At 27.5% G+C, this 982-nt stretch carries 1 protein-coding gene; it reads right to left on the bottom strand.

Translation table 11 applies throughout. The features are described 5' to 3' along the window. On the bottom strand, nt 1–623 hold a 623-nt coding region (locus tag L21TH_RS07340; protein WP_034429693.1), incomplete at its 3' end, for an MFS transporter. Between the last annotated feature and the right edge of the window lie 359 nt (nt 624–982).

Genomic DNA, 982 nt, shown 5'->3' with positions numbered 1-982 from the left:
TTTTTTGACTTCTTCTTTTCTGTTGATTCTTCTTTTATTACTATGTCTTCTTTTATTTTATAATAATATTTAATTATCACAGTAGTTATAGCACCAATAAAGAAAGTTAATGAGTCTATTATTAAAGCAACCGTCATTCCAAAAGTACTTAAAATAATTACAGCTATAATTGGGCCTATGATACTCACAACACTCTGAACAAATCTAAGTATAGAATTTGCAGAATTAACTTCTTCTCGCTTTAATAGTTTGTCATAAAAAGAGAATCCAGAAACATCAGCAAAAACATCAATTATAGAATTTATAGTAAATATCCCTAAAACAAATATAGGGTTTCTAAAAAAAACTATTAATACCACTGTTATTCCTTCTATAATATCACCTAATAACAATATTGTAGAATCTTTATATTTTTTTGACACTTTACTTGCAGCTGTTGAAAAAACAATTATAGGTAATAATCTTATTAAAGTTACAATTGCTACTCCAAAAACTTTATATTCTGTATACATCATTAATTGAATTATAGCTAAAAATGTCAATCTATTACCTATATATGATAAAAATATATTAGTAATATATAGCATATAAGGTCTATTCTTAATTAGCGCTGTTGTTTTCATATATTCCTCCATCATATTGACTCGTAGTGTCAAAGATTCAAGAATAATCTTCGACTTAACCTATTGTTTTTACTTAAAATTTTTTATGATAGATCTATCAACTACATAAACAAGCTTGCTTACAACAATTATTCTACCCCCCCCATTCCAAATTTGTCAATAATTTCATTGTAAATATTTTCCGACATGAATCAACAGTATATTATTGTTCAAAACAAGAACAGCCAAAGTGACTCCATATCACCTCAACTGTCTTATTCATAATCTATTCAATTACAACCTCAATCTCCGTCCCATCAGGTAGGCTTACAATAATCTTATCACTTCCAAATACCGTCATCTTCTGGGCAATACTAAAG

This window comes from Caldisalinibacter kiritimatiensis (genome assembly GCF_000387765.1).
Classification (GTDB): domain Bacteria; phylum Bacillota; class Clostridia; order Tissierellales; family Caldisalinibacteraceae; genus Caldisalinibacter; species Caldisalinibacter kiritimatiensis.
The sequence above is the reverse complement of the archived record's forward strand: the minus strand, read 5'-3'. Positions and strand labels throughout refer to the sequence as shown.